The sequence below is a fragment of the Lysinibacillus sp. FSL R5-0849 genome (assembly GCF_038595075.1).
GTDB lineage: Bacteria > Bacillota > Bacilli > Bacillales_A > Planococcaceae > Lysinibacillus > Lysinibacillus fusiformis.
On the sequence record NZ_CP152004.1, the window covers coordinates 3,804,332 to 3,829,111 of the forward strand.

Here is a 24,780-nt window from a genome sequence, read left to right on the forward strand (position 1 = left end):
TTTATTGTGCCCAATTTAGGCTTTCTAAAAAGCGATAAATATCTTCATGTAATTGATCTTTTTCTTGATCTAACGTAATAACATGTTTTGAGTTTTCATACCACTTCATATGCTTATCAAGTGACTCAGTTTGATTATATATAATGTTGGCAGATTCTGTCTCTATTACCTCATCATTTGTAGCTTGAACGACAAAAATAGGGGCATAAATCATGTCGATTTCTTGACGAGTACGCGTAATAAATTCACGTAACTCTTGGAGAGACGGCATGCCTTTTTCAGCAATGAGTGCTACTTCTGTTTCGATTTGTTCCTCCTGTTTACCTTGGAACTTTTTATAGTCTTTAGCATATTTCAAAACACCCTCAAACATGACGTCTGTTGTACGCATAGTCATAGGTGCACACATCGTAACAATTCCTTTAACAGGGTTGTTTAAGGCTACATTTAATGCCATTACACCGCCTAATGAAAGGCCAGCAACAGCAATTTCTTCATAGCCAGCATCCTGTAACTGTTTATAGGCGGCCACGACATCTTGCCACCAGTCTGCTGGACCTGTTGTGATAAGTTCCTCAGGTTCCACACCGTGACCTTTATAGTGAGGTGCTAAAGTAGTATACCCTTTTTTCTCTAAAAATCTACCAAGCATGCGAACGTCTGCCGAGCTACCTGTAAAGCCATGTAGTAATAAAACGGCACGTGGTCCTGCTTGAAAGAAAAATGGCTGTGATAATGATTTATTCATGGTAAGCACTCCTTCATCCTAAAACGCTCATATATACTATACCCATTATAGCCCTCTCGATGATGCCTCGAGCATAACATTAGGCTATAACATTACATTTCAATTTTTACTCCATCGAGAAAATTTTCCATTTGGTTATGATAAAAGAAAACGCCCAACCAATGTGGTTAGGCGATAGATCTTCAACTATTAGATTTTTGTAATAGCGATTGCTAAAATAAAGAATAGTATAGCTAACACAATTGTTGCACGGTGAAGGATTAAATCCATACCACGCGCTTTTTGCTTTCCAAATAGTTGCTCAGCTCCACCCGAGATGGCACCTGATAAGCCTGCACTTTTACTAGATTGAAGTAATACCACCACGATCAACGCTAATGATACGATAACTAATGAAACTAATACTACTGTATGCATTCACTGCACCTCCCGAACTTTGAAACATCACAACAGACTATATTATAACAAAAAAAGGTTGCCATGACAAACTTAGCTTTCTGTTTAGTAGGAATTTTTCCTCTTCACGTACATCTATTTGTCGGATTATCCGACTATTTGTGGATAACACCTCCTCTAATTTTAGATTATAATGGAAAAAATTATATTTTATTGGAGGATTTATGTATTGAATAAAAAAATAGCACTGCTTTTATTATGCTGCACCATTCCCTTTTTTACAGCATGCTCAAAGGCAATCGACATCCTACTACAAGATGAAGAGGATGTCACAATGACAACCACCTTAACAGAAGAACCAAATGAAACAAATACTGATATAAAAATACCAGAAAGCAAAGCATTATCTGCCTCATTTTCACCTACCGATTTATTTTCAACCACTTTATTTAAGGATGATCCCGCTTTACTACAATTTGCAAAAAAAGTGGAGAAGCAGGTTGCTCAATTTGAAGAGCACTTTGAGGTTTCTTATACAGGGAAGCTGAATTTTGAGGATTTTGAAGTACAGCTCAATGATTTAAATAACCTGATTACCTTCGTTGACCCTTATACAGCTGGTTATTTCTTATATTATGAATGGAGCGCTTGGGAAACCGATAATGGTTATTCAGTAGAATTGTCCATACAATATTTAACTGATGCGAAGAAGGAAAAAAAGGTAGACCAATATGTGGAGACGTTCGCGAATCAATATATTACCAAAGACATGACAGACTTTGATCGTGCGAAAGTCATTAATGATTATGTTGTACAGCTAGCCACATATACGGAACAGGGCTCTACTGAAGGTCAATCCGTTTTCGAATTAATTAATGAAGAAACTGCTGTATGTCAGGCTTATGCTTTACTTACTTACCGTCTATTAGTAGCATCTAATCTCGATGCGAAATACGTCTATGGCTATAGTGAAGATCAGCTACATGCCTGGAATTTAGTCCAGGTTAATGGCAATTGGTATCATCTCGATACAACTTGGAATGACGTTGCACCTACCGAGCCCTTTACAATTTCCTACGAATACTTTTTGGTCAATGATGAAAAACTAAGTCAAGATCATTTATGGGCCAATGAAAACTATTTTGCCGCAACTAGTAATGCTTATGATTTTATGCATGATATGTGGTATGCCAATACAGTAGATAATGTGATCTATTATAACAGCATGAGCGATAGTACCGTTTATTCCTATGACTTAACGACAAATGAACATAAACAAATTTCTGCAACTGCCTGCTATTATTTAGTGACTGACCAACAATCTATTTATTGTAGTGACTATGATAATGCTGGCTATTTAACAAAAATAAATGTCCAGGACGGTTCCGAGGAGGTATTATTCGAAGACGAGGTACTGAACTTGAACATCCAAGATGGTATTTTGTATTACGAAACACTTGACGGCTCCATGCATCAACAAAATTTGTAACCTACATAGAATCTGTGTGCGGATTTCACACAGATTCTATCTCCCTCTGCTTCAGTTGGCCAACCACACCGCTTCCCCTTCACATTTACAGTATTACCATATTTTATTTACAAGTTTTTAACGGTGGCTTTACACCCTTCCTTTACACTTACAGTTGATCATTCATTCATCTAAAGGAGGAAAATCATGAAATACGCAAAAAAATGGGCTTCATTATTTTTAGCAAGTGCAGTGACTTTATCCGCAGTTAGTATTCCACAGCAAGATGTACAAGCAGCTAAAGTAAAAAAACCGACAAATGTCATCATGCTAGTGATGGATGGAAGCAGTAATAATGCTGTAACACTTTCCCGTTGGTATAAAGGGGAAAGCTTAGCAATGGATGAAATTTTATCGGGTGCAATGCGCACTTACTCTGCTGAATCAGCCATTACTGACTCTGCCCCTGCCGCTACTGCATTAGCGACGGGACATAAATCGAATGATAAATATATAGGGGTGCTCCCATCGGAGATTACTTCACCTGGATTAGCGCAAATAGATAAGAAGGAAGCCTTTAGACCCGTAGCCAATGTATTAGAAGGTGCTAAACAGCAGGGGAAAGCGACTGGCTTGATCTCTACCTCTGAAATTCAACATGCAACGCCTGCCGGTTTCTCAGCACATGCGAACAATAGGAGCCAATATGGAGATATTGCGGAACAACAGGTTTATCAAAATATTGACGTTGTCTTAGGTGGCGGTTTAGAATCGCTGACACCAGGTACGTCTAAAAATGCCCGCAAGGACGGCGAGGATTTAATGAAGGTATTGAAGGATAATCAATATGATTTAGTGCATACTCGTGATGAGTTATTAAATAGTCCATCTTCGAAAATTTGGGGAAGCTTTGCACCAAGTGCCTTGGCGTATGATTTAGATCGTGCCAAAACTAGGAAATCAGAGCCTACACTTGCTGAAATGACGAATAAAGCAATTAACACGCTTAAAAAGGATAAGGATGGCTTCTTCCTTTTTGTTGAAGGTAGTAAGGTAGACTGGGCTGCACATGCCAATGACACCATCGGTATAATAAGCGATATTTTGTCGTTTGATGATGCCGTAAAAGAAGCCGTTGATTTCGCAAAGGAAGATGGGAATACATTAGTCATCGCAGTTACAGACCATGGAAATAGCGGAATTACGATGGGGAACGCCAATACTACTAGTACCTATTCAAGCATTCCTGTTTCAGCTTATATTGATCCATTAAAAAAGGCTTCCATGACCGTTGAAGGGGCTTTAAGCCAACTAAAAGAAGACCGTTCCAACATTGTGGAGGTAGCTGCTCTGTATGGATTAGATCCATTAACGAAGGACGAGCTTTCTACATTAAAATCTGCGAAAGATGTCGGTAGCGAAATGGTAAAAATGCTAGCAAACCGTGCGAACATTGGTTATACGACGGGTGGTCATACGGGAGAAGATGTTTTTCTTTATTCATTTGGTCCTTCTAAATTAACTGGACTCGTTGAAAACACGGATTTAGCTCATTCAATGGCGCAATTTATGGGCTTCGACCTAAAGTCTTTAACAGATGATTTGTATGTGCCAGCTACAAAGGCATTTACAGAGAAAGGCTTTACAACAAAAATAGATCTATCCGATAAAGAAAACCCAACCTTCGTTGCTCAAAAGGCAGATGTGACGGTGAAAATTCCTGTTAACAAAAACGCAATGATTTATGAACAAACTTCAAAAAATACAACAAAAACCCACACATTCAATACCATTAATGTTTACAATGGTTCTGAATTTTATGTTTCTAAAAAAGTTATAGAGGCCGTGAAATAAAAATAAGGGCACGAACATAAGTTGAGATTATTCCCTTATGTTCGTGCCCTTTTTACATAAAAATAGCCATCCAACAGTTTGTAATTCTCGTACATTCCCCCAGAACCTTAAATTTACCTTAAATTAATCTTATGATTTAATGAATTCACCTTAATCCAGCAACATTTTTCTCCACATTCCGTCAAATCAGTGTTAAAAACATAAGGTAAGGATTTTTAACTAGTAAATTAGTATTTTTTGAAAGTTTAATCCTATACTTTTTTTCATTGGAGGTGGACAAATGGAATCCATCAAAAATAATGAGTATCTACGCTTTATCGGATTCACGTTATTTTATTTGATCGTTTTGGTGCTGTTGTTTCTTATACATGGCTTTCATGATATGAACGCTGGACCATTTATATATACGGAATTTTAAATAAAGGAGTTTTACTGATGTTAAGTATTTTAGCAGCTATCGAACGTGTGGCCATCCAACAGCCACAAAAAACTGCTTATCAAACCCACAATGCCTCCTTAACATATGGTGAGCTTTGGCATTATTCGGATTGTATAGCCGATTATATCATGGCACATCATTTGCAGAGACAGCAGCCCATTGTCGTTTATGGACATATGTCCCCTTTACAGATTGCTGCCTTTTTGGGCGCAGTAAAGGCGGGACACCCATATGTACCCGTTGACTCGTCAACACCGTCTGAAAGATTACAGTTAATTTTGGAGGCATCGAAAGCTTGTCTAGTATTCACGACAGAACCATTACAGATGCTAACAAACATACCTGTAGTAGCAGTGAGTGAAGTGTTAGACTCATCCTCCCTCCAAGACAGTCCAGCAGCAACAAGCTGGGTGCAGCAGGAGGACATTCATTATATCATTTACACTTCTGGCTCAACTGGGCAGCCAAAGGGCGTCCAAATAACTGCCAATAATTTAGCTCATTTCGTTACTTGGATGCAGGATAATTTTCCCATACAGGAATCAGGCGTATTTTTAAATCAAGCTCCCTATTCTTTTGACTTATCCGTCATGGATCTCTATCCAGCTCTTGTAGGAGGGCATACACTTTATGCAATTACACAACAAGAAATCGCCAACCCGCGAGCTTTATTTGACTCATTAGCGTTGTCCAACACTCGTGTTTGGACGTCTACCCCTTCCTTTGCCAAGATGTGCTTAATGAACAAGGAATGGGAGCAAAGGCTCATGCCTGCATTAGATACCTTTTTATTCTGCGGTGAGGTTTTACCAATACCTGTCATTAAAGAGCTCATGCAACGTTTTCCACAGGCCACTATTTATAATTTATACGGACCTACGGAAACGACTGTCGCTGTATCCTATGTAAAAGTAACTGAAGCATTAATAGAACAATTTGAGCAATTACCGATTGCTCCTATTTCTGAGGGAAACGTTTCTTTATTAGATGATGGAGAAATTGTTATTTCGGGGCCAACTGTCAGTGCAGGCTATTTAGGAGCACCCGAGTTAACAGCTAAAGCCTTTCCAACCATAGCTGGTCATCGCATCTATCAAACAGGAGATATGGGCTATGAGCAAGATGGGTATTTGTTCTTTTTAGGTCGCAAGGATTTCCAAGTAAAATTACATGGTTATCGCTTAGAGATCGAGGAGATTGAGAAACAAATTAGTAACCTGCCACCTGTTTCAAGCTGTGTAGTTGTTCCTGTCCATAAAGATAATGAAATTGTTTCTCTAAATGCTCATATCGTTTTGCGTGAGCCTTTAGCGGACTCTGCTTTTAAAATGACTAAGCAGTTGAAGACCCTATTATCGGAGTATTTACCAGCCTATATGATACCTAGAACGTTTAAATATATGGATGCTTTACCGCTAAATCCAAATGGTAAAGTCGATCGTAAAGGATTGGCGGTTATGGAAACAGTATGACGCCTTATGGAAATATAGCATTCTTTCTCATTATTGGACTATTATTGCTACCTACTATTTTATTAGGTTTACGTGGCAAGTCTGCGAAGCATTATAATTTATTGGTATCGTTGATTGTTTTAGCTCTTATCTTTGGACACTCCTTGAACGGATCAATTTCGTTAATATTGTTTACGGTCTTTCAAATAGTGCTTATTACGGCTTATCAACGCTATCGACTGCAGCAAAATAATGGACCCGTTTTTGTCATGGCTGTGCTCCTGTCGATTTTGCCGCTTGTGCTAGTGAAGATTTTGCCTATCCTTGGTCTGCATCATTTATTCGGCTTCCTTGGTGTGTCCTACATTACATTTAAAGCAGTGCAAATGATTTTAGAAACACGCGACGGCTTAATGAAGGAAAAAGTCTCTATCGTCGAACTGGCCTATTTTTTACTGTTCTTTCCTACAGTATCGTCGGGTCCTATCGATCGTTGGCGCCGTTTTACGAAGGATTTTCATTCGGTTCCCTCTTCGGAAGACTATCAAAAGCTGTTACTAAGTGGCATTAACTATATCTTTGTGGGCTTTTTATATAAATTTATATTGGCTTATTTAATCTACAACTACACACTTATTTATTTGCCAAACCATACGTATAACTATTTGACACCTTTCCAAGGACAGTTAGCGTATATGTATATGTATAGCTTTTACTTATTCTTTGATTTTGCAGGCTATAGTGCATTCGCAGTAGGTGTAAGCCGAATAATGGGCATTCAAACACCTATTAACTTTAACCGTCCATTTGCCAGTCGCAATATTAAAGACTTTTGGAATCGTTGGCATATGAGTCTTTCCTTCTGGTTCAGAGATTATGTTTATATGCGCTTTGTTCTTTGGATGACGAAGAAAAAATGGCTGAAAAATAAATTCGCCATTTCATATATAGGGTTCTTTTTATTATTTTTTTTAATGGGCATTTGGCATGGCCTCGAATGGCATTTTGTCGTTTATGGTCTCTATCATGCCTTATTAATTATTAGCTTCGATAAATTCGAACGCTGGAATAAAAAGCATAAGCTTTGGCCAAAAAATAAATGGACGCATGCCATTGGTGTATTTATCACGTTCAATGCCGTATGTTTTGGCTTCTATATCTTTTCAGGGAAATTATTTTAACTAAAGGCTTTCTACAAATAAAGCCTGTTCAATAAAGGAGAATTATTAATGGAAAAACAACAAGTTTTAGAAATGCTAGTGGAGTTATGTGAAGATGAAATTATTGTAGAAAACCCAGATATCGATCTATTCGAGGAAGGTCTTCTTGATTCCTTTGGTACCATTAATTTATTGGTAGAAATTGAGAACCGTTTTAATATTTCTGTACCTATTACTGATTTTAATCGTGAAGAATGGAACACGCCGAATCGTATTGCAGGGAAGTTAGCTGAAAGACAATGATAAAAAAAGGCTTTCTATCACTATTTATTGCCTTAGCCCTGTTTTCCGGCTTTGTCTTCTTTCCAAATTCTTGGATCAAAGCATGGATATCAGAAGATGATGTGGAGCAAGCCAAAACAAATATGTCTCCACTCGTCTTTCAAGGCACGTATTTACAGGAGCGAATGTTACAGGAGCCTACTTCCATGCCTTTATACGGTTCCTCTGAATTAAATCGATTTGACCCGTTTCACCCTTATAATTATGCTCGAGCAACAGATGCCCCGTATACGACATTTATGATTGGTCGTGGTGGGATGCAGTCCATTACGCATTTCTTAAATTTTGCTGCGCAAGAGAAAAATTTAGAGGGCAAAAAATTAGTTTTTATTATTTCACCCCAATGGTTTACGGAAAAAGGTATGGGTGAATTCCATTTTTCACCGAATTATTCTATGTTACATGCCTATGACTTAGCGTTTAATCGTGACATGGATGCTCATCTCCGTAAACAGGCTATGGAGCGCCTGCTAGAATTTGATACCGTTGAGCGAGATCGTCTCTTAAAAACGATGTATCAATATCAAATGTCTAATGGCAAAAAACATCCTGTTACAGGACGTATGGCTATGATAGCGGGCCGCTTTCACAAGGAATTACTAGAAAAAAAGGATCTCTACTATTCGCTATTCCCTCGCAAGGGGCATTCATTAAAAAATAATGATAAGCTCGTTGCGGACCAAAGCTTTGAACAGCAAATACAGCATGCTGAAGCCTATGGGGAGAAACGTGTCTCCAATGAATATATGATTGAAAATAGAGCTTACAAGCGACTGGTTAACGCTAATTTTTCAAAGTTTAAGAATATGCGAAAGCATGAAGATTATACGGAATCTCCTGAGTACAAGGATTTTCAGCTAGTTATGGATGTGTTAAAGGATGCTGGTGCTAAGCCATTATTCGTCTCTATTCCCGTTAACGGCTATTGGTATGATTATAATGGCTATTCTAAAGAACGACGACAACAATATTATGAGAAGATGGCACAACTATTAAAGGATGCCAATGTCGACTATGTTGATTTTACAGACCATGAGTACGACCCTTATTTTATAATGGATACGATTCATATTGGCTGGAAGGGCTGGGTTTATTTAGACCAGAATATGGATAAATACTGGGCACAGCAGTAATGTAATAGCAAATGGAGAGTCAGTCTGTAGTGAGCTAACACTTCAGACTGACCTTTTTATATTCATTAACTTTCATCATCTAATGAGAACAGTCTAAGTTCCTCAGAATCATTGGAAAATTGGATGACCTTTTCAAACTGCAAGCCTATTCTTTCGAGTAACTTAGCTGACGCATGATTATCTTGGGTAGTAATAGCCACAATTCGATTAAATCCTAGTGTCTCTAGACCATAGGCTAAAACGGCTGATGCTGCTTCATAGGCATATCCCTTTCCCCAATAATCAGGGAGAAACGCGAAACCAATATCTACATCCTCTAAATTATCTCTTTTGACGAAACCGCATATTCCTATCGGGGTTTGATCTTCCGTTTTTTCCACTACATATAGGCAAAATCCGAATTGCTCATACATCCGTATTGCACCATTTTCTATATAACGAGCCGCCTCCTCTACGGTCTTCACACCGCGGTCACCGATAAATTGTATCCACGAGGGATCATTCACTAGCTCAAGAATAAATGGCGCATCATCCGTTGTTTGTAAGCGCAATATTAGTCGTTCTGTTTCAAGAATGTTCATTGTCACGCTGCTCTCCTTTCGTCTGAAGCTTACAGTCAAATTTACTGCTCTCCCATTCAGACGCTAAAATAGAATATTGATATTCATCCACCCATTGTCCCTTGGACATATAGTTTTGTAAGAAATGACCTTCGCGTCTCATCCCTATACGCTCAAGTACGGCAATAGAATTGTTATTTCTCACATCCGTAAAGGCAATGACTTTATGTTTCTTTAATGAATGGAAAAGATAATTTATTAACGCGCAAACCGCTTCCTTTGCATATCCCTTCCCCTGATGTTCCGGAGAAAGGGTAAATCCAATTTCTACAATGCGTGGTTCACTTAAAGGCGTGTGAAGTGCGCAATCTCCAATAAGCTCATTCGTTTCCTTCAAAGCAATGGCGAATTGGTACCATGTCCCTGGCTGATTAGGAACATGATTTATTTGGTGATGCACGAACGTTTTTGCTTCGTGATATTGATAATTCTCCCACGATTGATATTTAGCAATTTCAGGATCAGCCCGATATGTGTAAAAACTTTCAATATCATCCGTCTGAAATTTTCTTAATAGAAGACGATCTGTTCCAGCAAATACTTCCATATTTTTCTCCATAGTATTTTCCCTTTCATAACTTTCTTCCATATATATTATTATAATCATTTTAAACGATGGATGCTTTGTTCATTTTTCATGACAACATCCATAAAAAATCGCCCCAAAAGTATGTTTAACTTTTGGGACGAAATACGTATTAGTCGCTTATTTTAAGTTATAGAATGATTTTAAACCAAGGTACTCAGCCGTTGAACCAAGTTGATCTTCGATGCGAAGAAGTTGGTTGTATTTAGCTACGCGGTCTGTACGTGATGGCGCACCCGTTTTAATTTGGCCTGCATTTGTTGCTACGGCGATATCAGCAATTGTTGCATCCTCTGATTCACCAGAACGGTGAGAGATAACTGCTGTGTAGCCTGCACGTTTCGCCATTTCGATCGCTTCAAATGTTTCTGTTAATGTACCGATTTGGTTCACTTTGATAAGGATTGAATTTCCAACTCCTTGCTCAATACCTGCAGATAATTTTTTTGTATTTGTTACAAATAAATCATCACCTACTAATTGAACACGACTACCAATACGTTCAGTTAATAGCTTGTGTCCAGCCCAGTCATTTTCATCTAAACCGTCTTCAATTGAAATGATTGGGTATTTGTTTGTTAACTCTTCGTACCAATCAACCATCTCTTCTGAAGTTTTAACAACACCTTCACCATCTAAGTGGTATTTACCATCTTCTTTATTGAAAAGCTCTGATGAAGCTACATCCATTGCAAGCTTCACTTCTTCACCTGGTTTGTAGCCTGCTTTTTCAATTGCTTCTAAAATGACTGTAATTGCTTCTTCGTTAGAGCCAAGGTTTGGTGCGAAACCACCCTCGTCACCTACTGCTGTATTATAGCCTTTAGCTTTTAGTACTGCCTTTAAGTGGTGGAAAATTTCAGCACCAATACGTAGTGCATGACGGAAAGATTCTGCACCGACAGGCATAACCATAAATTCTTGAATGTCTACATTGTTATCTGCGTGTGCTCCACCATTTAAAATGTTCATCATTGGTACTGGTAATTGTTTAGAATTAAACCCACCAAGATATTGATAAAGAGGTACATCTAAATAATCTGCCGCAGCATGTGCAACTGCCATGGATACACCTAGAATTGCGTTAGCACCTAGCTTGCCTTTATTTTCTGTGCCATCAAGCTCTATTAAAGCTTTGTCAATGACAACTTGGTCAAGAACAGAATAGTTACCTTCTAATTCTTGTGCAATAATTGTGTTAACATTTTCAACTGCTTTTAATACACCTTTGCCTAGGTAACGAGAGTTGTCACCATCGCGTAATTCTACAGCTTCGTATTCACCTGTTGATGCACCTGATGGTACGATTGAGCGTCCGAAAGCGCCTGACTCTGTAAATACTTCAACCTCTACTGTTGGGTTCCCACGTGAATCTAAAACTTCGCGAGCATAAACTTGTGTAATAAATGGCATAATTAATTCTCCTCTTTTTCAATTAATGATTGACCTGTCATTTCAGTAGGCTGTGACACCTGTAATAATTCTAACATGGTTGGAGCCAAATCGGCTAAAATACCACCATTTCGTAAAACAACATTTGGTTTTGTCACAATTACTGGAACAGGATTTGTTGTATGAGCTGTCATAGGCTCCCCAGCTAGTGTTACCACTTCATCAGAGTTCCCATGGTCAGCTGTAATAATAGCTGCACCACCTTTTGCAAGAAGCGCATCTACTACTTTCCCTAAGCATTCATCCACTACTTCAATGGCCTTAATTGTTGGTTCAAGCATTCCACTATGACCTACCATATCAGGGTTGGCAAAGTTAAGAAGAATACCATCAAATTTTTCAGCCTCAATTTCTGCAAGTAAGGCTTCTGTCACCTCATAAGCAGACATTTCAGGTTTTAAATCGTATGTGGCAACCTTTGGGGATGCGATTAATAAACGTTCTTCACCTAAGAATTTCTCCTCACGTCCACCGCTCATAAAGAAAGTAACATGTGGATATTTTTCGGTTTCGGCAATGCGTAGCTGTGTTTTACCATTCATCGCTAACACTTCACCGATTGTATTTTTCAGGTTGTCATTTTCATAAGCAACCTGTGCATTAACTTCATCACTATAATGAGTAAAGGATACAAATTTCAAGTTTTTTGGATGCTTGGCAGATACTGCAAAACCATCAAAGCCTTCATTTGTGAATACTTTTGACAACTGTATAGCACGGTCCGGACGGAAGTTAAAGAAAATGACTGCATCGTTATCACCAATCGTTGCCACTGGCTCTCCATGCTCTTGAATGCTAAATGGGATGACAAATTCATCTGTCACTTCACGCTCATACGATGCTGCTACACCACTTTTTGCACTTTCCGCTGTTTGACCAACGCCATCTACCAGTACATTATAAGTAAGCGCGACACGATCCCATCGTTTATCGCGGTCCATTGCATAGTAACGACCGTGAATAGATGCAAATTGACCTACTCCCATTTCAGTCATTTGTTTTTCAGTTTCTTCAATATAGTCTAAAGCTGTTGTAGGTCCAACATCTCGACCATCTAAGAAGCCATGAACTAAAACGTCCGTTACATCTTGCTGCTTTGCAAGCTTTAATAGAGCAAACATATGCTCATAATGACTATGAACACCACCATCTGATAACAGCCCCATAATATGCAATTTAGAATTATGAGCTTTCACATGTGCCACCGCATCTAAAAATGCTTGATTTGTAAAGAAGTCTCCTTCACGTATCGATTTATTTAAGCGTGTTAAGCTTTGATAAACAATACGACCAGCACCAATGTTTAAGTGACCCACCTCGGAATTACCCATTTGTCCTTCTGGTAGCCCAACGGCTTCTCCAGATGCTGTTAATGTAGCGTGTGGGAATTGGCTCCAATATCGATCGAAATTTGGCTTTTTAGCCTGTGCTACTGCATTTCCGAATGTTTCATCACGAAATGCAAAGCCATCTAAAATAATTAAAGCTACTGGCTTTTTAGGCATTTGCTGCCGCCTCCAATAATGTTAAATAAGATTCTGGTTGTAAGCTTGCTCCACCTACTAATGCTCCATCAATATGCTCTTTTGATAAAAGCTCATGAACGTTGTCAGGCTTAACGCTGCCACCGTATTGGATGCGAACTGCATTGGCCGTTTCAGCATCAAATAATTCCTCAACGACCGAACGAATCGCTCCGCAAACTTGATTGGCATCATCGGCTGTAGCCGTTTTACCTGTACCGATTGCCCAAATTGGTTCATAGGCAATGACCATATGCTCTACTTGCTGCGCTTCGAATCCAGCAAGTGCCGCTTTAATTTGGCCCGCAACCTTTTGCTCTGTCGTTCCCGCTTCTCGTTCCTCTAGCGTTTCACCACAGCAAATAATCGGTACAATATTATGTGCAAGTGCTGCTGCTACTTTTTTATTAATAGCCTCATCTGTTTCATTGTAGTACTCGCGACGTTCTGAGTGTCCTAATATAACATAGTCCACGTCCACACTTGCTAGCTGTGCAGGGCTAATTTCACCAGTAAAGGCACCTTCATTTTCATAGTGCATCGTTTGGGCACCAATAGCTAGCTCTGATTCACTAGCAACTTGCACAAGAGTAGGTAGGTAAAGTGCTGGTGCGCAAATTACAGCGTCTACTTTCTCATTAGAAGGAAGTTTATCCTGTACGGCATCTACAAATTGTATAGCTTCTTCAAATGTCTTAAACATTTTCCAGTTACCTGCAATAATTGGTTTACGCATCGTCTTGCCTCCGATTTTTTATTTGGCTTATTTATCGTTTAGTGCAACAATTCCTGGAAGCTCTTTACCTTCCATTAACTCAAGTGAAGCACCGCCACCTGTAGAAATGTGATCCATTTTAGTAGCTATTTTAAACTTTTCAACTGCCGCTGCAGAGTCACCGCCACCGATTACTGTATAACCGGATGTAGTTGCCATTGCATCAGCCACTGTTTTTGTACCATTCGCAAATTTATCCATTTCAAAGACACCCATTGGTCCGTTCCAAATAATCAATTTAGAATTTTTAATGACCTCTGCATAGTGAACTGCTGTTTTTGGCCCAATGTCTAGCCCCATCCAATCGGCAGGAATAGCATCAACATCCACAACTTTTGTTTCCGCATCTTGTGAAAATTCATTAGCCACTACCGCATCAATTGGCATATGTAATTGCACGCCTTTTGCTTTTGCCTTTTCAATAAATGATTTTGCTAGCTCAATTTTATCTTCTTCTAATAAAGATTTCCCAATATCGTAGCCTTGTGCCTTAATGAACGTGAATGATAATCCACCACCAATAATTAAGTGGTCTACTTTTTCTAATAAACTTTCAATTACACCAATTTTATCTTTAACTTTGGCACCACCGATAATCGCTGTAAATGGATGTTCAGGATTCGATAGCGCTTTACCAAGTACATCTAATTCCGTTTGCATTAGGAAACCTGATACTGCAGGAATGTGCTTGGCGATTCCTTCTGTAGAAGCATGTGCTCGGTGAGCTGCACCGAAAGCATCATTGACATAAATATCTGCTAGCTGAGCAAATTGCTGTGCTAAAGCTGGATCATTTTTTTCTTCGCCTGCATGGAAACGAACGTTTTCAAGAAGTAAAATGTCTCCATCCTGCATGCTCGCAACAGCTTCTTCCACTGCTTGCCCAATAGATTCATCTAGCTTCGTAACTGGTTTGCTCATTAGCTCCGCTAAGCGAATACCAACTGCTGTTAGACGCATATCCTCTTTTACTTCACCCTTTGGACGACCTAAATGAGAAGCTAAAATGACTTTTGCACCTTGCTCTACTAAGTATTCAATTGTTGGAATAGCTGCTCGAATACGTGTTTCATCTGTAATGGCCCCATCCGCCATTGGAACATTAAAATCAACACGTACAAAAACGCGTTTACCTTTTACATCAATATCTTTCATTGTCTTCTTATTTAACATGAAGAAACTCCCTTCAAAGCTGTTTTAGTCTTACATCATTGTGTTTTACCCATCTTGGCTCCACACCATGCTTCCTAAATCGAAAAGTCATCTTGGTACTTTTCGGGGTCACCATCTAATGTGCATATGATTCTCCAACTTTTGATAATGAACCCTAATACTTGTTTTTATAGTAGCAAAAGTACCCTTTTATGTCTTGCAAACACCATATATGAATTACGCATTAGTGTTGGAGTCCCAACAAAATCTGTGACATCCGCTAGGCTATTATCTTGATGTAGTCGGTGTTTGGACACCCACTCCATTAAAGAGAGCCATTTGTGTATTCATCTCATTACCTATAGAGGTGGGTATTTCCTGCTGAATTTAGACAAAAAGGGAGTAAGGGTTAACCCTTACTCCCATTACCCTTGTATATTATATCTATTCGATATTATAAAGGCTATACTTTTTGTGCATAAAAAGCAGTATTATGTCACACTTTTTACTCAAAATGTTGAAATATGATACTTATTTATTGTTTAACCCTTGTTCAGCAATGTATAAAGCTAAGTCCATTAAGCGAGTAGAGTAACCAATTTCGTTATCGTACCAAGCTAGAACCTTCACCATTTTGTTTTCTAATACCATTGTTGAAAGACCATCAACAGTAGAAGAATGGTGGTTACCGTTATAATCAATAGAAACTAATGGTAGTTCGTTGTAGTCTAAAATGCCTTTTAATTCATTTTCAGATGCTTCTTTTAATACCGCATTAATTGCTTCTTTCGTTACATCTGCTTTTAATTCTACAACTAAGTCTACACATGATACGTTAGGTGTTGGTACACGCATAGAGAAGCCATCTAATTTACCTTTTAATTGTGGTAATACTTTAGAAACGGCTACCGCTGCCCCAGTTGTTGTTGGAATCATAGATACCGCTCCTGCACGTGCACGACGTGGGTCAGAGTGTGGGAAGTCTAAGATTCGTTGATCGTTTGTGTAAGAGTGGATTGTTGTCATCATACCGCGTTCAATGCCAAATTTCTCATCAAGTACTTTCGCTACAGGCGCAAGACAGTTTGTTGTACAAGAAGCATTTGAGATAACATCATCTGTTGCTGGGTTATAGTCTGTATGGTTAACACCCATCACAAATGTAGGCATTTCTCCTTTTGCTGGTGCAGAAAGGATTGCTTTTTTAGCTCCTGCTTCAATATGCTTACCTACTTCTTCCACTGAACGGAAATGACCAGTACATTCAAGAACTACGTCTACTCCTAATTCACCCCATGGTAATTGTGAAGGATCTTTTTCAGCATATACTTTTATACGTTGACCATTTACTACGAAAGAATCTTCATCTGCATTGACTTCAGCATCATAGATACCGTGGACTGAATCATATTTCAATAAGTGTGCAAGCTGACCTGCGTCTGTTAAGTCGTTTACAGCTACTACTTCAAATTCATTTTGCTTCATTGCCTCACGAAATACTAAACGTCCAATACGTCCAAATCCATTAATTGCTAATTTTAATGCCATTGTTAATTCCTCCAATAATGTGTAATGTCTGCCTCCATTGAAATAGAGACGTTAAATTGCTTTTATGCTCATTCAAAAAATGCTTCAACATTTTTTGAGATCGAGTGACATGGTAATGCTCACACCCATCAATCAAAATGGCTGTCAGTAGATAAAGTAGCGGCAATGGCTTTTGCGGCTGCTTCATCTGTAATAAAAATCGTTTGCTTTGGCGCTACTTTAAAATAAGAAAGCATCGCATTGACCTTTTGTTTTCCTGCTGCCACGGCAATAACTTGCTGGCTATTTTTTACCTGTTCAAGCTGAATACCAATCGTGCGGATACGATGTACGATTTCACCATCGGCATTAAAGTAATAACCAAATGCCTCACTTACCGCGCCCTTCTCCTCAAGAATTCGCAAATCCTCAGAAGATGAATTACGTCGAATCGCCATTTCCTCTGCCGATCCAATGCCATGGATCACGCAATCTGCTCGATCATAATACGCCATCATTTCAGTTACCATAGGCTCTGTTAGCATTGCTTGATATGCTTGCTCACTTAAATGCTCAGGTAAAAATAATGTACGGTATTGTTCCTCCATCTGCATGGCAAATGTTGCAACAAGCGTATTCGCTTGCATTTGCATTTCATGACCAATTCCTCCGCGTGCGGCAACAAAGGTAATATCTTTTTGTCCCTCTAATGGATGTAAAAATTGAGCTAGAGAGGCAACTGATTTTCCACCAGTGACCGCTACAACTTGTTCATCAAAAGCAGTAGACATAAATTGCAATGCTGCTTCCTTGCCAAGCAAGGTTAGGATTGTATTGTCTTCACTATAGTCACCTGGTACAACAACAACATGTTGTATACCAAAATGATGTTCAAGCAATTTTGCAAGCTGGGTTAAACCAGACCATTCATAAACGATGGCTCTCAGTTTTTCAATGACTTCTTCACCATCATCTGTACATACCATACCCGACTTTTGCGAATCTAATAACCCTTGTTCACGTAAAATGTCAGTTTCTTTACGAATTTCTCTCTCTGTCATTTTCAATGAATCTGCGAGTGTTCGACGCCCGATAGGTTGCATAAGTTGAACGGCTTGCAAAATACGATATCTAGATTGCAGAAGCGGATACATTTCAGGAAGTAGCCTTTGCTGTGCCTCTGGAATAGTGAACATATTTATCTACTCCCTTGTTAATAGTGGTGGGTTCAATTAAGTCCCACTATATTATTTTGTGTCCCACTTATGATTTTATTATAATACGCATATTTGGAAAGTGCAAGTAATTGTATAGTTTTGGATTAAAAAAAAGCCCCATAGCTTTGCCATTAGCTACGGGACTTTGGTTTGCTTATTTTGTGAAAGATAAAATTGCGTTTTTCTTAAATCCTTCTAAAGCTTTTGTTGCTTCATTTTTATTTGTAAATTCAAAAATACGAACGTCCTTTTTTTCAAATACTGTAATAACCCACATTGTAAAATCTCCCTTCACATCGCTTTTGTAATATAACAACCACTAGAATTTGTGATACTTTTCATTATCTGTTTTATAACAACGTCTTACTTGATACCTATTCTACTCCGATTTTTATAAAATAAAAGACTAATGTGAAGGTCTTCACAAACTGTTCAAATTCAAACCGCTTTCATTGAACAATTTGTGAATTGTATGAATGACAACTAACAATAGAGCGATTTACGCCGTTATTATCTTTTTAAAGACATAGAACTTAACTGCCCAAGTACTCCATCAATGTAGCATAATCCAGATTACCGTATTGGATAACGACCCCATCCTTTTCTACTACAGGTATCATTAACATATATTTTTCGTGTATGAGATCATCCTCTTCAATATTAACTATTTCAATATCGAACGCTACATCTTCCTGTACAAGCTTTAATGTATGTAAGCCCTCTACACATAATGGACAATTAGCTCGACTAAAAAATTGAACAATCATGGATGGCACCTCCTGTTTCTATTATTTCTTCATCGTTGAACGATGACAATGCTAGCTACAACGATTGTAAACTATGTGGTGGATTCATTCAAAAGCTTACTAGAAAAATGAAAGGCATTGAGTGCGAATAACAAGCACATCAATGCCTTTTGGCTATTATGTTATTTTAAATGATGATCAAGGAATTTCAACATGGCATTATAGAATTCGATTCTGTTTTCTTCATTCGCGAAGCCATGGCCCTCATTATCCTTTAACATATACTCTACATCTACACCTCTAGCACGTAAAGCTTCGACAATTTGGTCGGATTCCGCTTTGTTGACACGTGGATCATTTGCGCCTTGTGCAACAAATAAAGGTGTTTTAATTTTATCTGCATGGAAGACCGGAGAAACCGCTGATAATAATTCTTTATCTTTCTCTGGATGACCTACTCGTTCATAAAAAATGTCTCGCATAGTTTCCCAGTATGGTGGAATTGTATCTAATAGTGTGAAAATATTAGATACACCAACATAATCAACTGCTGCCGCATATAAATCTGGTGTATACGTAATGCCAGCTAATGTAGCATAACCGCCAAATGAAGCACCGTAAATACCGATACGTTTAGGATCTGCAATACCCTGGTCAATCGCCCATTGAACGCCATCCGTTATATCATCTTGAATTTTCAAGCCCCATTGCTTATTACCAGCTTGAAGGAATTCCTTCCCATATCCAGTCGAGGAACGGAAGTTTACTTGTAGCACTGCATAGCCACGATTTGCTAATAGCTGTACTTCTGGATTGAATCCCCACATATCACGAGCCCACGGTCCACCATGTGGGTTTACAATAAGAGGTAGATCTTTAGCATTTTTATTTTTCGGCAATGTTAAATAACCATTTATAATTAATCCATCACGACTCTTATAAGAGATAGGATGCATTTCTGCAAGCTCTGAAGATTTCAACCAAGGGCTCAATGTTGCTAATTCTGTTAATTCATCTGTTGTTGAATCATAGTAATAATATTTTCCATAGATGGTGTCACTCGATACACTTACAATAAATTTTGTCATCTCTTTATTGTAATCGTTTATGCCCAATTGGCTTTCTTGAACACCAAGCTTGTTTTGAATTTTACGGAATAACTTTTCAAAATTTTTATCAAAGAATTGATAATGGATTTTATCCGTAGCATACGCACCATACAATAATTTATCTTTTTCAGCATTATACAATACACCCGAAACATCCACTTCATCATTGGACATGATTACTTCTTCTTTCCCTTGTAAGTCATACTTCACCACTTCTACTTTATCCCGGCCTTTATTGGATGTAGCATAAATAAACTTATTGTCCTTCGAGAAAGCTATCGGCATCACTTCATCCCCAGCACCGATTTTAATAAATGATCTGAATTCATCCTTTTCTGAATCTCGATAAAGGACAGTACCTTCCACCCCATCAGTAGCCACAGCTACACGTACATTGCCGTTACGATCTGCTAACCAGTTCGTAATATTGCCAGGATTTTTGGCGACGTGAGTCGTTTTACCCGTCTTTACATTTAGCTTGTACACATCAAAAACAGTAGCATCCTCTTTGTTCATCATAATAAGAATTTCGTCTTTTACACCCTGTAAGCTATCCAATATTCCTACCGTTACGTTAGGATATGGCGTTAAATCTTTTTCCACAGAACCGTTAAAGGTTGTAGAATAAATATGGAAGTTTTCATCTCCACCTTTATCTTTCAAATAAAGTAAAGCATCATCCTTCCAGAAAAAACCTGCAATATCTCGATCCTTTGAGCTTGATACACGAACAGGCTCACTATTATCATTCATTTTTTTCACGAATACATTCGAGCGGTTCTCCCATTCAGAGGCAAATGTAATATAATTACCATCAGGGGAAAGTTCGTAGCCAAAATTCCCTGGATTTTTCATAAAATCTTCCACAGAAATTTCTTTTACTCCTTTATTATTGGAACCATTTTTTATATGTTTAACATTGTTAAGGAGTTTGCCAGCATCTTGTTTCGTAATAAAATCTGTACTTGAAGATACTCCCTTAAAGAAACCAAGCTTATTGGCCTTCTTTAAATACTCTGGTAGTGACTTTTCTTTTCCTTCTTTATTGGCAGCTCTAACTAAAATCCTAGCTGCTTGATCACGTTTAATAATAGCGCTTAAGTCTGAAATCTCTCCAGCCTTTACCCATTGATCCTTAATTTGTTGACGCATTGAATCAGAGCCATGCTGGAATGTTAAAGCTGTTACTGCTAAATCCAGAAATTCCTGTGCTGAAAGATGTTCCTCTTGTGCTAATACAACATTTGTTTCATTGGCAGCACGTACTTCTTGCAATGTTGCAGGAATAACCGTAGCAGTTGTTAAAATAATTGCTAATGATGCAGTTAAAAATCTTTTTTTCAAAATGATTCCTCCCTATATCAGTTTACGTTATATCGATAGTCGATATATTCAAATTATACCATTATTTGTATTTTTGTCAATATTTTCATATTAAAAGCGAACTAAATAATTAGCTCGCTTGTCGTTAGTATTAAAATTTTCGGCTTGCCCCTCCACCTGCTGAAGAGCCGCCACCAAACCCTCCAAAACCGCCACCACCTGAACGTCCGCCACCAAAGCCACCAGGATAACCGCCGTAGCCTCTCCCACGAGGTCCGCCTCTTCCGCCTTTTGAAAAAGAAGAAAAAATGAGGACTATTATAACGATGACAATAATGAGCCAGATGGGCATTCCTTCCTCCTCCTTTGCACCTGCAGGTAATTCACCATTCCAATTATGCTCTTCAGCTACAGTACGAAAGACCTCCGCATATGTAGCTAGAAAGGCTTGATCATTATCACCTTCACTTGCAAAGGGATAAAATGCATTATCTAAAATACGCCCTAATTTACCGTCTGGTAATGCTCCTTCTAAGCCTTGACCTACAGCTATCACCACATCATTTTGGCCTTCGCCCTGTCCAAATGTAGCGAGTATAAGGACACCATTATTTTTCTCTTTGTCCCCAATGCCCCAGGAACGAATCATCTTTGTCGCATACATTTTCGCCTCCTGCCCATGAAGGCTATCAACGGTTACGACCATGATTTCAGCACCTGTCCCTTTATCTAATTGCTCTGAATAATGGTTTAGCTCCTGTTTTACATCTAAAGATAAGACATTCGCAAAATCATGGATATACGTATTTTTCATTGGTGAAGGTATTGCTGCTTTCGTCATAGTCATGCTAAAAAGAAGCACTGAGCAAACGATAAGCAGCTGTATAATACAACGCTTCATCACTGTGTACCCGATTGACTAAAATCAATAGACGGTGCTTGTTCGGCACCCGCAGCGGCTTTAAAGTATTCTTTTTGTTCAAATCCAAACATCCCTGCCATTAAATTGCCAGGAAAGCGTTTAACATGCTTATTAAATTGTTGTACTTCATTATTATAATCCTCGCGCGCAACTGCCAAGCGATTTTCTGTGCCAGCAAGCTCATCCATTAACTGACGAAAATTTGCATCTGCCTTTAAGTTCGGGTAGTTTTCCACGACTACTAGTAAACGACTAAGCGCACCAGATAAAGCATCATTCGCAACAGCTTGCTGTTCAGGAGTATTAGCATTGCCCATTTGAGCACGTGCGTTAGTAATATCCGCAATGATCTGTTGCTCGTGATTCGCATACCCTTTCACAGATTCAACCAAATTGGGAATTAAATCGTAGCGGCGTTGGAGCTGGTTTTCAACTTGCGCCCATTTGGAATCTACATTTTCCTCAGCTGTTACTAAACTGTTATATTTAGGAATCAATACTAAGGCTAACACGATAAGAATGATAACAATTATCCCAATTGGTCCAAACCATTTCTTCATTTTCTAAAACCTCCTTGACTTGCATTTCCTTTTGTTAGTCTACATTTTTGCCTTTGCATTTATACCGTATGAAAATCATTTGGCTTGACATACTAAATACTGCATCAAAAATTATATGAGGAGGCGTTTTTTTTGTCACAATCGTTTTACAATGAATCATCATCCAATCAAACAAATTTCAATCAACAACATAGTCTAAATCATGGTGGACACGAAATGATGGACATGCATGAAGCAATTGGTGAAATTATCGCTGGTATGAACCAAGCGATCATTTTACGTCCACAAGTAAAGGATCAAGAATTACTCAGCATTTTGGATCGCCAATATAATTTTACATTGGGTATGTATAATACGATTGTTGAGTCCTTTAAAACAGGTCATGATCCATCTGTTCCTACGGGACGTTACCAAATGGAAACAGGCAATGACTTTAAATATGGCTTAACTCCAGGCCAACCAAAAAAACCAATGCAAAACGCTAATGAAATTAATGATGAAGCCATTTCTGGTTTCTTACTAGGCGCTCAAAAGGGAGCAGCAAAATGTATGACGGCTGCTGCAACAGAAACGACAAACCCTGTTGTTCGTCGTGTTGTTGCTGATAGTATTCCCAACTGCATTGAAATGGCCTATGAATTATCCATTTACCAAAATAAACATGGCTATTATCAAGTGCCTCAGTACTCTCAACAAGATATGCAAACGATGCTTAATGCATACGATACAACCTCTAATCCCCTTCATTAAAAATCAAAAGGCAGTCCATGGTGATGAATTCTCATCATGGACTGCCTTTTCTCATTATAATACTTTTCCTAAAAATGCTTTCGTACGTTCACTTTGTGGGTTTCCGAATAATTCCTCAGGCAACCCCTCTTCCACAATATAGCCACCATCCATAAAGACTACTCGATCACCAACCTCACGAGCAAAGCCCATTTCATGTGTGACTACAATCATTGTCATCCCTTCAGCCGCTAGATTTTTCATTACATCTAACACCTCTTTTACCATTTCAGGATCAAGAGCTGAAGTAGGCTCATCAAATAGAATGGCCTTTGGCTTCATTGCTAATGCACGTGCAATAGCTACACGCTGCTGTTGTCCACCTGATAGCTGTTCAGGATAATTATAGGCTTTACTGTCGAGACCCACCTTTTTTAACAGCTCATGCCCAAGCTCTTCAGCTTCTGGACGACTCATTTTACGAATTTGCATGGGAGCCATCGTGACATTATCGATGACGTTCATATGAGGGAATAAGTTAAATTGTTGAAACACCATTCCCACCTCTGCTCGAATCTCATTGATATTCGTTTTCGGATCATTGATCTTCACATCTTCAATATAAATAGCACCGTCCGTTACTTCTTCTAGCATATTAATGCAACGTAAAAAAGTACTTTTTCCTGAACCAGAAGGCCCAATGACACATACAACTTGTTTTTCTTGGATTTCATAATCAATCCCTTTTAATACTTCTAGCTTACCAAAATATTTGTGTAGGTTCTCAATTCTTATCATCTTGCTTCCCGCCCTTCTGCCTTACGAGGGACATAACTATTGCTAAATCGTTTCTCAATAAATGCAACAATCTTCGTTACACCATACGTTAATATTAAATATAGTAATGCAGCAACAATATACGGTTCCCAGAAACGGAAGCTTGCACCTGCAACAACTTTACTAGCATATAGAATATCTGGTGCAGCGATGACTGTTACTAGTGAGGAATCCTTTAATAATGCTATGAATTCATTCCCTAATGGCGGGATCATGCGTCTAAAGGCCTGCGGTAAAATAACCTTACGCATCGCTTGGTTATGTGTAAGACCAAGAGAACGAGCGGCCTCCATTTGCCCCTTTGCAATACTTTGGATACCTGCACGGAAAATTTCTGCATTGTAAGCAGCACAGTTTAAAATAAGCGCGGTAATCCCTGAAACCATATACCCTAAAGAATGTCCAAAAATGGTTGGAATAACGGCTAAGTGTATTAATAAAATTTGAACAAGCATTGGTGTTCCGCGGAATAAATCAACATATAATTTTGATGGCCAATATATCCATTTTTTACTTGATAATTTCCCTAGTCCTAAAAACAGTCCTAAAAGAATACCGCCAAAATAACCACTAAGTGTCAAAATAAGTGTTACGCCAATACCTCGTATAAACATATCTCGGTAGTTCCAGACAATGTCCCAGCGTAGGTCAAAGATGTCCATCCGAAAACCCCATTTCCCCTTTAAAGTTACATCAATTAAATGAGTCGCT

25 protein-coding genes are annotated in these 24,780 nt (G+C 38.6%); 8 read left to right on the forward strand and 17 right to left on the reverse strand.

Annotation, left to right across the window (positions count from 1 at the left end; genetic code table 11):
* Position 1: 1 nt before the first annotated feature.
* Together MKY80_RS18795 and secG are read right to left on the reverse strand one after the other, a co-directional pair.
* The gene (locus MKY80_RS18795) at positions 2 to 748 is read right to left on the reverse strand and encodes a carboxylesterase (protein ID WP_036120159.1); all 747 of its coding nucleotides are present in this window, start codon (positions 746 to 748) and stop codon (positions 2 to 4) included.
* Positions 749 to 937: 189 nt separating this feature from the next.
* Entirely contained in the window at positions 938 to 1,165 is a 228-nt protein-coding gene (gene secG / locus MKY80_RS18800; protein WP_008173196.1) for a preprotein translocase subunit SecG, read from the reverse strand.
* A gap of 208 nt (positions 1,166 to 1,373) precedes the next feature.
* On the opposite strand from secG, the gene MKY80_RS18805 reads away from it, so the two are divergent.
* The 7 genes from MKY80_RS18805 (at position 1,374) to dltD (ending at position 8,991) form a co-directional block, all read left to right on the forward strand.
* Positions 1,374 to 2,633 carry a DUF5050 domain-containing protein gene (locus MKY80_RS18805; RefSeq protein ID WP_342530674.1) on the forward strand — a complete coding sequence of 420 codons (1,260 nt, stop codon included), beginning with the start codon at positions 1,374 to 1,376 and terminating at the stop codon, positions 2,631 to 2,633.
* Positions 2,634 to 2,819: 186 nt separating this feature from the next.
* Positions 2,820 to 4,466, forward strand: a complete 1,647-nt coding sequence (locus MKY80_RS18810) for an alkaline phosphatase (protein WP_342530676.1) — start codon at positions 2,820 to 2,822, stop codon at positions 4,464 to 4,466.
* Positions 4,467 to 4,746: 280 nt separating this feature from the next.
* Positions 4,747 to 4,884 carry a teichoic acid D-Ala incorporation-associated protein DltX gene (locus MKY80_RS18815; protein WP_025116578.1) on the forward strand — a complete coding sequence of 46 codons (138 nt, stop codon included), beginning with the start codon at positions 4,747 to 4,749 and terminating at the stop codon, positions 4,882 to 4,884.
* 17 nt (positions 4,885 to 4,901) lie between these two features.
* Complete coding sequence (dltA, locus tag MKY80_RS18820) at positions 4,902 to 6,377, forward strand: D-alanine--poly(phosphoribitol) ligase subunit DltA (protein ID WP_089986243.1); 1,476 nt, start codon at positions 4,902 to 4,904, stop codon at positions 6,375 to 6,377.
* On the forward strand, positions 6,374 to 7,537 hold the full coding sequence (gene dltB, locus MKY80_RS18825; RefSeq protein ID WP_036221103.1) for a D-alanyl-lipoteichoic acid biosynthesis protein DltB: 1,164 nt from the start codon (positions 6,374 to 6,376) through the stop codon (positions 7,535 to 7,537). Before dltA ends, dltB begins: the two co-directional genes overlap by 4 nt.
* Before the next feature lie 48 nt (positions 7,538 to 7,585).
* The gene (dltC, locus tag MKY80_RS18830) at positions 7,586 to 7,819 is read left to right on the forward strand and encodes a D-alanine--poly(phosphoribitol) ligase subunit 2 (protein ID WP_008173205.1); all 234 of its coding nucleotides are present in this window, start codon (positions 7,586 to 7,588) and stop codon (positions 7,817 to 7,819) included.
* Complete coding sequence (gene dltD, locus MKY80_RS18835) at positions 7,816 to 8,991, forward strand: D-alanyl-lipoteichoic acid biosynthesis protein DltD (RefSeq protein WP_089986244.1); 1,176 nt, start codon at positions 7,816 to 7,818, stop codon at positions 8,989 to 8,991. The genes dltC and dltD overlap by 4 nt, the downstream gene beginning before the upstream one ends.
* Positions 8,992 to 9,056: 65 nt before the next feature.
* Here the strand turns inward: dltD and MKY80_RS18840 are convergent, their stop codons facing one another.
* From MKY80_RS18840 to MKY80_RS18900, 13 genes are all read right to left on the reverse strand, one after another.
* On the reverse strand, positions 9,057 to 9,572 hold the full coding sequence (locus tag MKY80_RS18840; RefSeq protein ID WP_008173208.1) for a GNAT family N-acetyltransferase: 516 nt from the start codon (positions 9,570 to 9,572) through the stop codon (positions 9,057 to 9,059).
* Positions 9,559 to 10,170, reverse strand: coding sequence for a GNAT family protein (locus tag MKY80_RS18845; RefSeq protein ID WP_089986245.1), 612 nt, complete (start codon positions 10,168 to 10,170; stop codon positions 9,559 to 9,561). Before MKY80_RS18845 ends, MKY80_RS18840 begins: the two co-directional genes overlap by 14 nt.
* A 147-nt stretch (positions 10,171 to 10,317) precedes the next feature.
* Positions 10,318 to 11,610: a phosphopyruvate hydratase gene (gene eno / locus MKY80_RS18850; protein ID WP_069482559.1), complete on the reverse strand. Its 1,293-nt coding sequence runs from the start codon at positions 11,608 to 11,610 to the stop codon at positions 10,318 to 10,320.
* 2 nt (positions 11,611 to 11,612) lie between these two features.
* Entirely contained in the window at positions 11,613 to 13,154 is a 1,542-nt protein-coding gene (gpmI, locus tag MKY80_RS18855; protein ID WP_342530685.1) for a 2,3-bisphosphoglycerate-independent phosphoglycerate mutase, read from the reverse strand.
* Positions 13,147 to 13,908 carry a triose-phosphate isomerase gene (tpiA, locus tag MKY80_RS18860; RefSeq protein ID WP_036120195.1) on the reverse strand — a complete coding sequence of 254 codons (762 nt, stop codon included), beginning with the start codon at positions 13,906 to 13,908 and terminating at the stop codon, positions 13,147 to 13,149. Before tpiA ends, gpmI begins: the two co-directional genes overlap by 8 nt.
* Positions 13,909 to 13,935: 27 nt before the next feature.
* A complete protein-coding gene (locus tag MKY80_RS18865; protein WP_342530688.1) occupies positions 13,936 to 15,120 on the reverse strand; it encodes a phosphoglycerate kinase in 1,185 nt (394 codons plus the stop codon).
* 510 nt (positions 15,121 to 15,630) lie between these two features.
* Positions 15,631 to 16,647 carry a type I glyceraldehyde-3-phosphate dehydrogenase gene (gene gap, locus MKY80_RS18870; RefSeq protein WP_090003053.1) on the reverse strand — a complete coding sequence of 339 codons (1,017 nt, stop codon included), beginning with the start codon at positions 16,645 to 16,647 and terminating at the stop codon, positions 15,631 to 15,633.
* A 128-nt stretch (positions 16,648 to 16,775) separates the two neighbouring features.
* The gene (locus tag MKY80_RS18875) at positions 16,776 to 17,822 is read right to left on the reverse strand and encodes a sugar-binding domain-containing protein (RefSeq protein WP_089986249.1); all 1,047 of its coding nucleotides are present in this window, start codon (positions 17,820 to 17,822) and stop codon (positions 16,776 to 16,778) included.
* Between the two features lie 175 nt (positions 17,823 to 17,997).
* Positions 17,998 to 18,120, reverse strand: a complete 123-nt coding sequence (locus MKY80_RS18880) for a hypothetical protein (protein ID WP_255250346.1) — start codon at positions 18,118 to 18,120, stop codon at positions 17,998 to 18,000.
* 256 nt (positions 18,121 to 18,376) lie between these two features.
* Complete coding sequence (locus MKY80_RS18885; protein ID WP_008173221.1) at positions 18,377 to 18,610, reverse strand: glutaredoxin family protein; 234 nt, start codon at positions 18,608 to 18,610, stop codon at positions 18,377 to 18,379.
* A gap of 161 nt (positions 18,611 to 18,771) precedes the next feature.
* Complete coding sequence (locus tag MKY80_RS18890) at positions 18,772 to 21,042, reverse strand: S9 family peptidase (RefSeq protein ID WP_342530693.1); 2,271 nt, start codon at positions 21,040 to 21,042, stop codon at positions 18,772 to 18,774.
* A gap of 130 nt (positions 21,043 to 21,172) precedes the next feature.
* The gene (locus MKY80_RS18895; RefSeq protein WP_342530695.1) at positions 21,173 to 21,868 is read right to left on the reverse strand and encodes a TPM domain-containing protein; all 696 of its coding nucleotides are present in this window, start codon (positions 21,866 to 21,868) and stop codon (positions 21,173 to 21,175) included.
* A gap of 53 nt (positions 21,869 to 21,921) precedes the next feature.
* Entirely contained in the window at positions 21,922 to 22,503 is a 582-nt protein-coding gene (locus tag MKY80_RS18900; RefSeq protein ID WP_089986252.1) for a LemA family protein, read from the reverse strand.
* 132 nt (positions 22,504 to 22,635) lie between these two features.
* Between MKY80_RS18900 and MKY80_RS18905 the strand changes: the two genes are divergently transcribed.
* The gene (locus MKY80_RS18905) at positions 22,636 to 23,253 is read left to right on the forward strand and encodes a spore coat protein (protein WP_008173231.1); all 618 of its coding nucleotides are present in this window, start codon (positions 22,636 to 22,638) and stop codon (positions 23,251 to 23,253) included.
* Positions 23,254 to 23,307: 54 nt separating this feature from the next.
* Here MKY80_RS18905 and MKY80_RS18910 read toward each other — a convergent pair whose 3' ends face one another.
* Both MKY80_RS18910 and MKY80_RS18915 read right to left on the reverse strand, forming a co-directional pair.
* The gene (locus tag MKY80_RS18910; RefSeq protein WP_008173232.1) at positions 23,308 to 24,030 is read right to left on the reverse strand and encodes an amino acid ABC transporter ATP-binding protein; all 723 of its coding nucleotides are present in this window, start codon (positions 24,028 to 24,030) and stop codon (positions 23,308 to 23,310) included.
* Positions 24,027 to 24,731: an amino acid ABC transporter permease gene (locus tag MKY80_RS18915; RefSeq protein ID WP_036120219.1), complete on the reverse strand. Its 705-nt coding sequence runs from the start codon at positions 24,729 to 24,731 to the stop codon at positions 24,027 to 24,029. Before MKY80_RS18915 ends, MKY80_RS18910 begins: the two co-directional genes overlap by 4 nt.
* Between the last annotated feature and the right edge of the window lie 49 nt (positions 24,732 to 24,780).